Consider the following 13,011-nt stretch of genomic DNA (forward strand, 5'->3'; position numbering starts at 1 on the left):
TACAGCCGATGGGCGCCCTTCTTTTTCCCCGGCGCCCTTAAGAAAATTGCCCGGATTTTGAGGTCCGGGCAATTCGTTTCCGCTCTTACTGGCCGGTTACGACCTTGGTCCAGAGTCGGGTGAGTACCCTCTGCTCCTTCGCCTGGAACGGCGTCACCGTGAACAGTTTCTGCATCACCTCATCCGACGGATAGATGGCGGTATCTTCCAGAACAGCCTTGTCGAGGAACTGTTGCGAGGCCTTGTTGCCGTTGGCGTAGAAGACATAGTTCGATGCCTTGGCGACCACTTCCGGCTTCATCATGTAGTTGAGGAAGGCATGGGCTTCCTCAACGTGCTGTGCATCGGCAGGGATCGCGAACATGTCGAACCACATCTGCGCGCCCTGCGAGGGGATGGCGTAGTCTACGGTCACGCCGGCCTTGGCTTCGGCGGCACGATCGCGCGCCTGGAAGACGTCGCCGGAGAAGCCGACGGCCAGGCAGATGTCACCGTTGGCAAGCGCGTTGATGTATTCCGAGGAATGGAACTTGCGCACGTAGGGGCGGATGCTCGCAAGCAGCTCGGCCGCCTTTTCAAGATCCGCGGCCTCATGGCTGTCCGGATTGAGGCCGAGATAGGCGAGTGCCGAAGGCATGACGTCGGTCGGGGAATCGAGGATGTGGATGCCGCAATCCTTGAACTTCGCCGCCAGTTCGGGCTTGAAGATCACGTCCCAGTTCGGCTTTTCGTCGGTGCCAAGGATCGCCTTCATCTTGTCGACGTTGTAGCCGATGCCGGTCGTACCCCACATGTAGTCGATGGCGTAATCGTTGCCCGGATCGTACTTGGCCGTACGCTCCATGATCGTGTCCCACATGTTGGACAGGTTCGGCAGCTTCGACTTGTCAAGCTTCTGGAACACGCCGGCCGCGATCTGGCGCTGCAGGAAGGTCGCCGTCGGCACGACGACGTCATAGCCCGAACCGCCTGCGAGCAGCTTCGTCTCCAGGATCTCGTTGGAATCGAAGACGTCGTAGACGACCTTGATACCGGTCTCCTTGGTGAAGTCTTCCAGAATGCTGCTGTCGATGTAATCCGACCAGTTGTAAACGTTGACCACCCGTTCCTGCGCCGAGGCCAGCATGGTCGAGCCGGCCAGAATGGCTGCCGTCAGGGTTGTAACGATGAGTTTGGACATACAGGCTCCCCTTTTGTTCTTGCGCATCGGGCCCGGCCGCTCCCGGACACCGCCCGATCCCAGTCTCAGGCCGGGAGGTTAGGCATCTTTCTCGATAACCTCAAGCGCTTTCGTGCCGATAGGAGGCAAGCAAAATCGGGCACTTATGGCGATGGCCTCCGCCACAGCGGCGATCATGCAGCTTCCGGCGCCACGGTTAACCATAGCGGTGCTCGACATGTATGGGCCGCTGTTTACAATTGATTAACCATGTTGCCCGTGCGATTTTCCCACCGGTTGTGCATCGAGGTCCGGGTATTGTGATGGGCGAGCAAGTCAAGGACGGCCAGATCAAAAGCGGGCGAAACCGCAGGATCGACCCCAGGCAACTGAAGCGGCTTTCGGTGCTTGAACCGCGAAAGGCGCTTGTGGCGATTGCCGCCGACTGGGCGCTGATTGCAGCTGCCATTGCGGTCAGCGAGTACGCGGACAATCTTGCCGTCTACCTGGTTGCTGTGGTGCTGATTGCGGGCCGCATGCATGCGCTCGGGTGCATGATCCACGAGGCGGCTCACTACCGCATCATCCGCAATCGCAAGGTCAGCGACTGGATAAGCGATCTCCTGCTCGCCTGGCCGGTGCTTGCCACCGTCGATGGCTACCGCCAGAACCATCTCGCACATCACCAGCATGCCAATACCGACGAGGATCCCGACTGGACGGCGAAGCTCGGCATGCCGCAGTTCACCTTCCCGCAGAAGCTCGCACGCGGCATCGTGCAGCTGCTTGGCTATCTCGTTGCGGTCAATTCGCTGCGCGACATGCTGCACATGGCAAGGCGCATGGGGAAGAACGACCGCTCCACCCGCCAGTACAAGATGCTGCGGCTCAGTTTTTATGGTGTCGCCGCGGTGATCTTTTCGCTGCTCGGCATCTGGCGGGAGGTGGCGCTCTACTGGGCCGTGCCGTTCTTCACCTTCTTCTGCCTGTTCCTCTATGTCCGCAGCGTCGCTGAGCATTTCGGCAGCATGGACTATGAAGACGAGCTGACGAGTTCACGGACGGTCTACCCGCACACTTGGGAGAAGCTGTTCTTTGCGCCTCACAACATCAACTATCATCTCGAGCACCATCTCTATCCAGGCGTACCGTTCTACAACCTGCCGGAGCTGCACCGGACACTGATGCGCGACAAGGCCTATGCGGCGAAGGCGCATATCACCCGCGGTTACACGACGGGGCTTCCGGCCGAATGCTTCGCGCCGGATGCACCGCCTTTGCCGAACCAGCATCCGGTCAGCTACTGAAAATCAAAAACGCTGAGCCCGGTGACCATCTCATCAAGACCGAGCGGTCGGGTGACCGGGGGCTCGGCGCGCGCCAGACACCCCTGTCGCTCGCACAGACGACAGGCCGCACCGACCGCGATCGCCACCGGTTGACCGACGCCATAAATGACCTCATCGGCAAACGACGCCTCGCAACCGAGCAGCAGCGCGGTGCGCCGGATGCGTTCGTGAAAGCCGGCCTGCGGGCCGTCCAGCGTCCGGGCAACGGTCAGGAACTCGGCTCCATCGGGCATTTCGACACGATCCACCAAAATCTGCCCCGGCACCGAGAAGGCAGCGTGGATGTTGAGCTTCGGACAGCCGCCGCCGAACTTCGCCTGCGGGAAGCCCGAGGCACCGGAGCGCCTGAGGCGGTGCCCCGCATTGTCGATCTCCATCAGGAAGAACGGCACCCCTTGCGCACCGGGACGCTGCAGCATGGTCAAGCGGTTGGCGGCCTGCTCGAACGAGACCTGGAAGCGGGCGCGCAGCACGTCGATGTCGTAGCGCGCCCGCTGGGCCGCGGCCAGAAAAGCGGCGTAGGGCATCATCAGCGCATGCGCGCCGTAACGCGCAAGCTCGAACCGGCCAATGCGCCGGGCCTCGGCGGTCGAGAGGCGCAAGGATCCGAGTTCCGCCACGATCGCGTCGTGGCAGGCGATCGACACCGCCTCCATCGCAATCTCGCGCAACTGGTCATAGGGCGAAAGCCGTTCGGAAATGAAGAGGCGCATGGAATGCCGGTCGAAGCGGCGACGCAAATTGGGCATCGCGTGCACCGGCAGGCTGCGCACGACCAGACCATGCTCCTTCTTCAGCCAACCCTTCAGCGCGGCCAACAGATCGTCGCCGGGCGAAAGCTGTTCGTGAAAGGCCTCGGCCGCCGCCTCGATGCCGGCAAAATGGTTGGGGCGCGCCTGGAAGGTCTCACGCACCTCGTCCATCGGCAGCCGCGTGCCGGAGAGCGCCTCCATATGCCCCTGTCCAGCCAGCAGATCGGCGAGATCCTTCAGGCGCGCCGCCTGTTCGCGATAGGCGCGATACAGCTTGACCACGCCGCCCGCAGCATTGGGCGCGGCCTCGGCCACCTCGACCAGTTCCTGGTCGCCCGGCAGTTCGGCTGACAGCAACGGATCGGCGAACACCTCCCGCAACTGCGTGAGGCTGCCGCCGGTTTCGCCCTGCAGTTCGTCGAGATCGACCTTGTAGACCGAGGCCAGCTTCAACAAAAGCTGGACGGTCAGCGGCCGCTGGTTGCGCTCGATCAGATTAAGGTAGGACGGCGAGATGCCAAGTGCCTCGGCCATGGCCGTCTGCGTCAACGACAGCCCATTGCGGATACGCCTGACCCGCGGACCGGCAAAGATCTTGTTCTCGGCCATTTGTAACTACCTTTACAATTTACTGACCACCGCATCATTTACATGATTTACAAATTTACTGCGATCCCTTGTCAAAGACAAGACAACATAACCCTTTTGAAAGCTTCGTCTTGTTGATTTCAATGGCCGATTTCCGCAGCGCAATGTAAAAACTGTCACATCAACTCGAAACACAAAGCGGCCGTAAGACGAAAGTCGAATGGATATCTGATTTTGACAGGAGGATGTAATGACTGATTTTTACAAGCTTGTTCCGAGCGCACCTGAAGGCCGTTATGACGGCATCGATCGCCCCTATACCGCAGAGACCGTGAAGCGGCTGCGCGGGTCGGTCGAAATCCGCTATTCGCTGGCCGAAATGGGCGCGAACCGCTTGTGGAAACTCATTCACGAAGAAGACTTCGTCAACGCGCTCGGCGCGCTTTCCGGCAACCAGGCCATGCAGATGGTGCGTGCCGGCCTGAAGGCGATCTATCTCTCGGGCTGGCAGGTCGCAGCCGACGCCAACACCGCTTCGGCCATGTATCCGGACCAGTCGCTCTATCCGGCAAACGCCGCACCGGAACTTGCCAAGCGCATCAACCGCACGCTTCAGCGCGCCGACCAGATCGAAACATCGGAAGGCAAGGGCCTTTCGGTCGACACCTGGTTCGCACCGATTGTTGCTGACGCGGAAGCCGGCTTCGGCGGCCCGCTCAACGCCTTCGAGATCATGAAGGCCTTCATCGAGGCGGGTGCTGCTGGCGTCCACTATGAGGACCAGCTCGCATCTGAAAAGAAATGCGGCCATCTCGGCGGCAAAGTGCTGATCCCGACGGCGGCGCATATCCGCAACCTCAACGCAGCAAGGCTTGCAGCCGACGTCATGGGCACGCCGACGCTGGTCATCGCCCGCACCGATGCGGAAGCCGCCAAGCTGTTGACGTCGGACATCGACGAGCGCGATCGTCCCTTCGTCGACTACGATGCCGGACGCACGGTGGAAGGCTTCTACCAGGTGAAAAACGGCATCGAGCCTTGCATTGCCCGCGCGATTGCCTATGCGCCGCATTGCGATCTCATCTGGTGCGAAACCTCGAAGCCGGACCTGGAACAGGCCCGCAAGTTCGCCGAGGGCGTGCACAAGGCGCACCCGGGCAAGCTGCTCGCCTACAATTGCTCGCCGTCGTTCAACTGGAAAAAGAACCTCGACGACGCGACGATCGCCAAGTTCCAGCGCGAGCTCGGGGCGATGGGCTACAAGTTCCAGTTCATCACGCTTGCCGGCTTCCACCAGTTGAACTTCGGCATGTTCGAACTCGCCCGCGGCTACAAGGACCGGCAGATGGCGGCCTATTCGGAGCTGCAGGAGGCGGAATTTGCCGCCGAGGTCAACGGCTACACCGCGACCAAGCACCAGCGCGAAGTCGGCACCGGCTATTTCGACTCCGTTTCGATGGCGATCACCGGCGGCCAGTCCTCGACAACAGCCATGAAGGAATCGACCGAGCACGACCAGTTCCGCCCGGCCGCAGAGTGAAAGACCGGAGGGGGCGTGGCAATCCCTGCCCGCTGCGCCCCTTCCGCCAGGCATAGATCACGATTTGGGTCGGATCGACCTCGAACCTCAAGGAGAAGTCCAATGACAGTCCAGACACGCGTCAAGGAACGGGCCGAGGAACAGTCTTCGGCAATGACCCCGGACCAGCAGGCAGCGATCCGCATGGTCGCCAACGACCTGCACCGCCTCAATCAATCGGTCATGAAAGCCGTCGATGCCGGCGTATCGGTCGAGCTCGTCCGCTCGGCTCGCCACCATGGCGGCGAGGGCAACTGGGGAGACCTCCTGATCCCGGTCATCGTCACCCAGGGCCGGCCATGACGGCAGTGGCGTTGACGCTTGCGCTGGCGCTGCTTTCCTCCGTCTCGCTTCGTCCGCGTCCCACAGCCTTCGTCCACGGCACAATTTATCGTTGAGGTGGCTTGAAGCCACTACGCGAGCCCTCGGCGAGAGAAATGGAATGGCCGACATCTTTACCGGCCATTCCAAATCCGGGCCATATCCGGGTTGCGCGTTCGCGACACGTCAACCACCGGCACCACGCTATTTCAAGTTGATCGAACCGCCCGCTCCTGCCAATATTAGTCGGACCTACCTTAGGCAGAGGTACGCATGTATCGATCACCGAAAGCTGCTGATACGGCCGAACTGACGGAACTGATCTACGGCGCCGCCTTCGGCGACTGCAGCTGGCAGGATTTCCTCGATCGATTGACGACGACGATGCCGAACGGACGCTCGGCGCTCCACTATCATGACCTGGCCTCGCCGGCGTCGTTCGTACCCTATGTCTCGGGCTTTACCCCAGAATCCATCGCTCAGTTCAACAGCCACTTTGCGGCGATCAATCCCTGGATACCGAAATCGGTGCTGGTGCCGGTCGGGCGGGGTCTATCCGGCGAAGATATCGTCTCACGCGAGGACCTGCTCAAGTCGGAATTCTACAATGACTGGCTGAAGAACCAGACCGGCTGCGAAACCACCGTCGGGGTGACCATCGTGCGCAGTCCGACGCGCACCCTGCTGGTGTCGACCTGCACATCGTCTACTGACGAAGAGCTCAACCAGCGGGCGGCGGATCAATACACAGCCCTTGCCCCGCACCTGAAGCGCGCCTTCGATTTCCTGCGCAGGCGTGACCTGATGATGGCCGAGCAGCACGAAGGCCGGACCTTGCTGGACACGATCGGCGTCGGCGTCATCTATGTCGGTGACAACCTTCGCATCCGCTCGATGAACGACAACGCCGAACGTATGGCAGCGAAGGGCATTCCGTTTCGGGTCACCTTCAATGGGCGCCTGCTGATGGATGAATCGGAAACGAGTGCCGCGCTCGAGCTGCTGGCATCCCCGCTCGGCAAGTTGGCGCAGCCGCAGATCCGGATCATCAGAAGCGGCGGCAGCGCCTTCCGCATCACCTTGGTGCGGCGAAGCGCCACCATCTTCACGGAACTGCTCGACGGGCCGACGGTCGCGGTGCTGATCGAGCCTGCGACATCCCTTGTCAGCGACCGCCAGCTCGACCACCTGAAAGACAGCTGTGGGCTGACGCCCGCAGAGATCCGCATCGCTTCCGGGGTCGCTGCGGGCCTCACCTTGAAGGAGATGTCGCACGCCAACGGTGTGAGCTACGAGACGATCCGCACGCAGCTGAAAAGCATCTATGCCAAGACCGGGGTCAATTCCCAAACTGCGCTCGTCAAGCTTCTGATGCACTGAGCATTTCGGGACGGCGCATTCGGTCTGCGGCGCGAGGTTGGGCCCGGCCGACCGCTTTGCAGGCGCAGACCGGCACGCCGACTACCGGATGCACTAGCCGCGCCGCGGCCGCTTGCCGGCAAAGACATCCGCGTGACTGCGCAGGAGTTTCGTCATGCGGTCGACCACGGTGCGAATTTCCCTGCGGTGCCGGTCCTCGTTGTTCATCACGATCCATTGCCGATGCCGGAGCATCGGGATCTCATCGCCTGCCCGCTCCAGCAACGGATCGAGATCGCCGACGAAGCACGGCAACACGGCACAACCGGCGCCGGCGCGGGCAAGATCCAGCAAGGAGCGCGGGCGCGTGACCGTAGCGACGATCCGTCCCGCCATCCGCCCGTCCATCTGCCCGTAGGGCCAGCGAAGATAGGCCGAAATCGCATCCTCCTCGCCGACGGCCACCCAGCGTGCATTGGCGGCCGCAGGAGCGTTCCTCTGGCGATAGGCGGCGTAAGCGACTTCGCCGACCGGGCTTGCAGCCAGGTAGCTTTCTTCCGGTTCAAAGGCGCGAATGCCGATATCGGTTTCGCGATAGGCGAGGCTGGCGCGCGTCTCGCCGATGGTCATTGCCAGGATGAAACCGTCGCGCTCGGTGCAGAGCGCCGGAAAGCTCTCAGCAAGCAACCAGGCGATCCAGGTGCCAACCGTGATGCGCACGGTTGCCCCCTCGCCTTCACGTCGCCAGCTTTCGACCCGCCTGGCAGCCGCTTCCATCTCCTGAAGCTGTTCGAAGAGGAGTTCCCCGTCGCCGGTGAGCTGGTAGCCGGTCTGGCTGCGCAGAAACAACGCGCGGCCCGTGCGCTCCTCGAGCTCCAGCATCCGCCGCCCGACGGTTGCCGGGCTGGAGCCCAAGGCCTGCGCGGCGCCGGTTAAGCCGCCAGCGCGCGCCACGCTCATGAAGCAACGGTAAATGTCCCAATCCAAGTCTTTCATGAATGAAAAACATAGGTCGATATCCGATGTATGTAAAACTGATTTTGATGCATAAAAGGAGTGATGCCCACCAAATGAGGAGCATCACGATGGAAATGATGGCAATGGTCTATATCGCCGACATGGCACTGAAACACCGGCGTTGGGACGAAGATTTCGATCCGAAGCCGCCGGGACTTCTTCGCCGCATGTTTGCCGCCCTGGCGGCCGGAATTGCCAACCGGCGCGCCCGCGCTGATAAAAAAAGCACCGCGGGACACTGTGGTCACGCGGTGCAATGTTAGCCCCTGCCCTTGTTATACCGCACGGCGGAACCGGTTTGCCGTGCGTCTGGTTGGCCGCGGCATCGCCGCGGCCACCAAGTCCTTTGGGAAGCCTCAGGCTGCCCGATAGTTGTTGTAGTCGTCGGCTTCTGGCTCCAGCCGGAACTGCTCGACCAGCATCATCAACGTGTCGGCCTGCTGCGCCAGCGAGCGGCTGGTCGCCGTCGCTTCCTCGACCATCGATGCGTTCTGCTGGGTCATCTGGTCCATCTGGTTGACCGAACCATTGACCTCGTTCAGCGCCACGGCCTGGTCGCGGCTTGCGGTCGCGATCATTTCGACATGTTGGCTGACGGTGACGATCTGCGCACTGATGGACGCCAGCACCTCACCGGTCTCCTTCACCAGGTGCGAACCGGCATTGACCTCGTTGGTCGACTTGTTGATGAGCCCCTTGATCTCACGCGCGGCTTCGGCCGAACGCTGGGCCAGTTCGCGCACTTCCTGGGCGACGACGGCAAAGCCCTTGCCCGCTTCGCCGGCGCGGGCGGCTTCGATACCGGCATTGAGCGCCAGCAGATTGGTCTGGAAGGCGATGTCGTCAATGACCTCGATGATCTGCTCGATCTGGCGCGAAGCCTCCTCGATGCGGCCCATGGCGGCAATCGCGTTGGTGACCACGGTTGCCGAACTGTCGGCGCTCTGCTTCGTCTGGATCACCGCATGGTTGGCCTCACCGGCGCGTTCGGCCGAAGAGCGAACGGTCACCGTGATCTGGTCCACCGCGGCCGCCGTCTCTTCCAGCGAAGCAGCCTGGGCCTCGGTGCGCTTCGACAGCGAGTCGGCCGCATGGTGCATGTTGGAACCGCTCTCCTGGATCGCCTGTGCATTGGCGCGGATCTGGGAAAGTGTGTCCTGCAGCCGGATCAGCGAGCCATTGAAGTCCGTGCGCAACTGCTCGAGGCGGCCATGGAAAGGCACCTCGATCTGTCGCGAGAGATCGCCCTGCGACAGACGGCCAAGGCCGGCGGCCAACTCGCTGACGGCGAGATCGATCTGGCGATCAAGCTCGCGCTTTTCCTGGTCGTTGCGGCTACGCTCGAGATCGGCGCGGGTGCGCTGTTCCTCGCTCTCGGCTTCAATACGAACCTTGGACAGCGCATTCTCCTTGAACACGCCAAGCGCGCGCGCCATGTCGCCGATTTCGTCGCGACGCCCGTCGCCGTCGATCGTGGTGTCGAGGCGGCCGTCGGCAAGGCGACGCATGGCGGCAGTGATCTGGCCGATCGGCTTCTTCAGCGTCAGCGTCAACGCGATACCGGCGAGCAGGGCGATGACGACGCCGGCAACGGTCGCAGCCACCGAGATCTGGTTTGCTTCCTGCCGTTCGGTGCCTGCCGCCACCTTCTGCTGTTCGGCAAACTTGGTGAGATCGGTCCAGATCTGGTTGATAGACTGGCCGGCGGCGTCGAAATCGGCGGTCCGCTTGACGGTGATCTCGACGAGTGCTGCCGCGTCCTTCTTCATGGCGGTCAGGATCGGCATCAACGTATCGGCAATCTTGTCAAACGAAGCGCCGTCGCTGGCCACGCCACGCAGCGTCGCCATGTTCTGTTGAACCGCGAGCGACTTGTCGAGCAGCTTCTGGCGATTGCCCTCCGCCGTCTGCCCCATGAACACTGCAGCCGAGATCTGGATGTCGGTGATCGAGCCTGCAAGACGGCGGGTCGCCGTCAGCACCGATTCCGTCGTGACGATCTGTTCGTCAAGTTCGGCAAAGATCCGCGTCGCGTCGCGCATCTTGCCAACCGACGCCGCCTCCAGGCGGAAGCTCGCAGTGCGGAAACGGTCGACATATTTGGAGATGCCGGAAAGCGTCTCCGGGCCGACCGGCGCCTTCAGGATTGCGCCGATCTCGCTCGAGGCGGACGTAATGGTTTCGGCGAGCGATTTTTCGTCCTTCGGCAGCAGGCGGAAGATGTCGCGCTCGGTGCGGCCGATCATCGGGAAGCGTTCCTTGACCGCCTTCAACTTGTCCTCAACCGTGATCGCCTTGCTGACCTCGGTGCCGAACTCGTTGAAGAAGCGGCTGGCGCGCATCAGCTTCTCGGCTTCGCGCAGCATCGTCTTGGCAGCGTTCTCGCTCTTGCGCACGGCATATTGCAGGCGGTTGGATTCCTCGTTGATCTTCGAGCGCTCAATCAGAAGCGCATCGAGGTTCGCAGTCATCGCCGCGCGCAGTTCCTGCTCGCCGACATGCAGCTTCCAGAGACCGTCGATGCGGGCCTCGATGTCATTCGTCGCTGAAATGGCAGCCTTCAGTTCATCCTGGCCGCTTTGGCCGGCGACTTGCGCCGCCGTCTCGGCAAGCACGTCCTTCTGGGTCGAGATCGTCGACTGGACGGCGTTGCGGCTTTCCTCCGTCGTCGAGTGGAGGAAGGCATTCATGCCCGCATAGACATCCTTGAAGCCGCTCAATGTCTGCAGCACGCTGTTGGAGATCTCCATGCGGCCCTGAAGCAGGCCGGATGCATAGAGGCCGGTGACGCCGACGGCACAGATGCTGACGACGAAGGGCAGGATGAAAAACAGCACCTTCGTCTGGATCTTGAAGCGGGCAAGAATTCTATCGATGAACATGGAAAACACCTTGGCTCGCAGCTCGCATTCGCCTCCCCCGGCGGCTCGCTAGAGCTTCGCATTCAACGACAGGGCGTGAAGGTGCGAACGCTCGAGAACCACCCGATGCGCAAACAGGCTGATGTTTTTCGAAAAAACCATGCGGCGCACGCCGCCAGTTCGTCAGCAATCATTGCGGATCCGCGCCACCTCTGCAGGCGACACAGACCTGACGAAACTCACTTCGTCACACTATTTAATTTGAACGATTAAAATTTGTATAAGCGCGATCGCCCGCGGGCAAAAATCCGTGAAGATGCGCAGGCGCCTCAGTTGCGCCTATGGACCGGCCCCTTGCGGCCGGTCGCCGATGTCAGAACCAGAAGGCCGGAAGCGCTGCGAGAGCGGCAACGGCGAAGAAAGCGATCAATGCGAGGCGGGTGGTTGCAGCCTTTTGCTGGCGGCTCTCATCGGCGCGGGCAATGGCTATAGCGCGGGGACGGCGGCGTGTTTGGTTCATGGCATCCTGTCCTTGTCACTTCGACCGGCAACTGTCGGATCCGGATGAACCGGCTTGCCAGTCACCAACATATTGCAGCCATGCCGCGGTGGAGGAAAGTCAAAAAATTGGAAACAGTGTTATTTCCGTTTATGAGACAATCCTGACACACCAACCGCCGGCTGTACCGACGAGGTTACAGGTTCGGTGAGACGTATTAACAATCGCTGAAGCGCAGATCACCAAAAGCGGGGAGGTCAGGCGTCCTGCCCCGCAGCAAAGCCCGATGCCCAGGCCCATTGGAAATTGTAGCCGCCGAGCCATCCGGTCACGTCGACGCATTCGCCGATGAAATAGAGCCCTGGCACGGCCTTGGCCTGCATCGTCTTGGAGTCGAGCCCGTTGGTATCGACGCCGCCGAGCGTGACCTCGGCCGTGCGATAGCCTTCCGAACCGGCAGGCCTGATCGTCCAGGCCTGGATCGAGGCCGCAAGCTGGTTGATCGTCTTGTCTGAAAGATCGGCAAGCTGGCGTCCCGACAGCTTTGCGCCATCGGCGAAGAACTGCGCGAGCCGCCGCGGCAGGATATCGCCAAGCGCCGTCTGCACGGCCTGTTTTCCATGGGCACGCCGGGCGTCCTTGAGGATATCGGCAATGTCCATGTCGGGCATCAGCCGGAGCACGATGTCCCCACCCTCACGCCAATATGAGGAAATCTGCAGGATCGCCGGGCCGCTCAAGCCCCGATGGGTGATCAGCACCGCCTCTCGGAAAGCGGTTTTGCCGGACCGCGCTTCGGCATCCGCCGCAACGCCTGCCAGTTCGCCCACCGTTTCCAGTTGGGCTGGGTCGAGCGTCAGCGGCACGAGACCCGGCCGCGTTTCGACGACCGCAAGGTCGAACTGATCGGCGATGCGATAGGCAAGCCCGGTCGCACCCATCTTCGGGATCGACTTGCCGCCGCTGGCAATCACCAGCGACTGCGCGTCGACAGGTCCCTCGCTGGTCATGACGCGAAACCCGGCGCCATGGCGCTCGACGCTTTCGATCGAGGTCTCCAGCCGCAACTCGGCGTGCACGTCGCGCATCTCGGCAAGCAGCATCTTGATGATGTCCTTGGCCGAATGGTCGCAGAAGAGCTGCCCCAGCGTCTTTTCGTGCCAGGAAATGCCGTGCTTCTCGACGAGGGCAAGAAAGTCACGCGGAGTGTAGCGCGCGAGCGCCGACTTGCAGAAGTGTGGATTGGCCGAGAGGAAATTCTTCGGGCCTGCATGGATGTTGGTGAAGTTGCAGCGGCCGCCGCCGGAAATGCGGATCTTCTCGCCGGGCGCCTTGGCATGGTCAAGCACGAGCACACGGCGACCGCGCTTGCCCGCCTCGATGGCGCACATCATGCCGGCGGCACCGGCTCCAATGACGACCACATCTTTCTTTTCAGCCACGAAACACCCCGGACACGTTTGCCTTTCCTTGTCCGGTGACAAAGGAGAAAGTCAATGGCGGGGCCCATCTAGCCAATTGCCAATC

General features: G+C 61.7%; 11 protein-coding genes. 5 read left to right on the forward strand and 6 right to left on the reverse strand.

The genetic code is table 11. From position 1 onward, the window contains the following. Positions 1–85: 85 nt before the first annotated feature. A complete protein-coding gene (locus tag MKZ91_RS07635) occupies positions 86–1,180 on the reverse strand; it encodes a polyamine ABC transporter substrate-binding protein (protein ID WP_336169667.1) in 1,095 nt (364 codons plus the stop codon). 302 nt (positions 1,181–1,482) lie between these two features. Between MKZ91_RS07635 and MKZ91_RS07640 the strand changes: the two genes are divergently transcribed. Next, positions 1,483–2,466 (forward strand): fatty acid desaturase family protein, encoded by a 984-nt coding sequence (locus MKZ91_RS07640; RefSeq protein WP_336169668.1) that lies wholly within the window; start codon positions 1,483–1,485, stop codon positions 2,464–2,466. Here the strand turns inward: MKZ91_RS07640 and MKZ91_RS07645 are convergent. Then, positions 2,460–3,869 (reverse strand): helix-turn-helix domain-containing protein, encoded by a 1,410-nt coding sequence (locus tag MKZ91_RS07645; protein WP_336169670.1) that lies wholly within the window; start codon positions 3,867–3,869, stop codon positions 2,460–2,462. The genes MKZ91_RS07640 and MKZ91_RS07645 overlap by 7 nt on opposite strands. 229 nt (positions 3,870–4,098) lie before the next feature. Here MKZ91_RS07645 and aceA point away from each other — a divergent pair, with 229 nt between their 5' ends. The 3 genes from aceA to MKZ91_RS07660 all read left to right on the forward strand — a co-directional run bounded on the left by aceA (position 4,099) and on the right by MKZ91_RS07660 (position 7,128). Then, positions 4,099–5,388 carry an isocitrate lyase gene (gene aceA, locus MKZ91_RS07650; protein ID WP_336169672.1) on the forward strand — a complete coding sequence of 430 codons (1,290 nt, stop codon included), beginning with the start codon at positions 4,099–4,101 and terminating at the stop codon, positions 5,386–5,388. 102 nt (positions 5,389–5,490) lie between these two features. Continuing rightward, positions 5,491–5,730, forward strand: a complete 240-nt coding sequence (locus MKZ91_RS07655) for an SMc00767 family acetate metabolism repressor (RefSeq protein WP_034800815.1) — start codon at positions 5,491–5,493, stop codon at positions 5,728–5,730. Positions 5,731–6,021: 291 nt separating this feature from the next. After that, positions 6,022–7,128 (forward strand): helix-turn-helix transcriptional regulator, encoded by a 1,107-nt coding sequence (locus MKZ91_RS07660; protein ID WP_336169675.1) that lies wholly within the window; start codon positions 6,022–6,024, stop codon positions 7,126–7,128. Positions 7,129–7,221: 93 nt separating this feature from the next. Here MKZ91_RS07660 and MKZ91_RS07665 read toward each other — a convergent pair whose 3' ends face one another. Continuing rightward, positions 7,222–8,103, reverse strand: a complete 882-nt coding sequence (locus tag MKZ91_RS07665; RefSeq protein WP_336169676.1) for a LysR family transcriptional regulator — start codon at positions 8,101–8,103, stop codon at positions 7,222–7,224. A gap of 89 nt (positions 8,104–8,192) precedes the next feature. Here MKZ91_RS07665 and MKZ91_RS07670 point away from each other — a divergent pair, with 89 nt between their 5' ends. After that, on the forward strand, positions 8,193–8,387 hold the full coding sequence (locus MKZ91_RS07670; protein ID WP_336169678.1) for a hypothetical protein: 195 nt from the start codon (positions 8,193–8,195) through the stop codon (positions 8,385–8,387). A 93-nt stretch (positions 8,388–8,480) separates the two neighbouring features. Here MKZ91_RS07670 and MKZ91_RS07675 read toward each other — a convergent pair whose 3' ends face one another. The 3 genes from MKZ91_RS07675 to MKZ91_RS07685 form a co-directional block, all read right to left on the reverse strand. Then, positions 8,481–11,006 carry a methyl-accepting chemotaxis protein gene (locus MKZ91_RS07675; RefSeq protein ID WP_336169680.1) on the reverse strand — a complete coding sequence of 842 codons (2,526 nt, stop codon included), beginning with the start codon at positions 11,004–11,006 and terminating at the stop codon, positions 8,481–8,483. Positions 11,007–11,358: 352 nt separating this feature from the next. Next, positions 11,359–11,505 (reverse strand): hypothetical protein, encoded by a 147-nt coding sequence (locus MKZ91_RS07680; RefSeq protein WP_336169682.1) that lies wholly within the window; start codon positions 11,503–11,505, stop codon positions 11,359–11,361. Between the two features lie 236 nt (positions 11,506–11,741). After that, complete coding sequence (locus MKZ91_RS07685) at positions 11,742–12,926, reverse strand: NAD(P)/FAD-dependent oxidoreductase (RefSeq protein ID WP_336169684.1); 1,185 nt, start codon at positions 12,924–12,926, stop codon at positions 11,742–11,744. Between the last annotated feature and the right edge of the window lie 85 nt (positions 12,927–13,011).

Origin of the sequence: Ensifer sp. MJa1 (assembly GCF_037026475.1) — a bacterium.
GTDB lineage: Bacteria > Pseudomonadota > Alphaproteobacteria > Rhizobiales > Rhizobiaceae > Ensifer.